We start from the raw sequence: 412 nt of genomic DNA on the forward strand, positions 1-412 counted from the left end.
TCTCTGAATGCATGTCGGCAGCAGCATAAAGATCTCCTTTAGCATCAAAATAAAGTCCGTTTGCACGCCCGGCATCTTTCATAAAAACAGTAACTTTTTCATCATCTACAGACCACTTGTGTATTGTGTTGTTAGGCTGGTCTGTGAAAAACACATTTCCAAGCGAGTCGCAGGCGGGACCTTCGGTGAATTCAAAACCATTAGCCACCAGTTGCACTTGGGCACCTTTGGCGATAAGATCTTGTTCCTGGGGAGAGGCAGAATAGCTAAAAAGGATCATGGCTAAAAATATTTTGTATGAATTCTTCATTCTTTGCTATTAGTTTTTACTGGTTAAAGTAACAAGTCAGTTTTTAGGATTTGAGGATCTCTTCAATTCTTTGAAGCTCACATTTTTCAAACTTTAGGTTAT

At 39.3% G+C, this 412-nt stretch carries 1 protein-coding gene; it reads right to left on the reverse strand.

The window, feature by feature from the left end:
- Positions 1-310 (reverse strand): SMP-30/gluconolactonase/LRE family protein (locus HC175_RS19490; protein WP_369074355.1); only part of this gene is annotated, 310 nt, incomplete at its 3' end.
- Positions 311-412: the final 102 nt, after the last annotated feature.

The sequence above is a fragment of the Salinimicrobium oceani genome, from assembly GCF_012037645.1.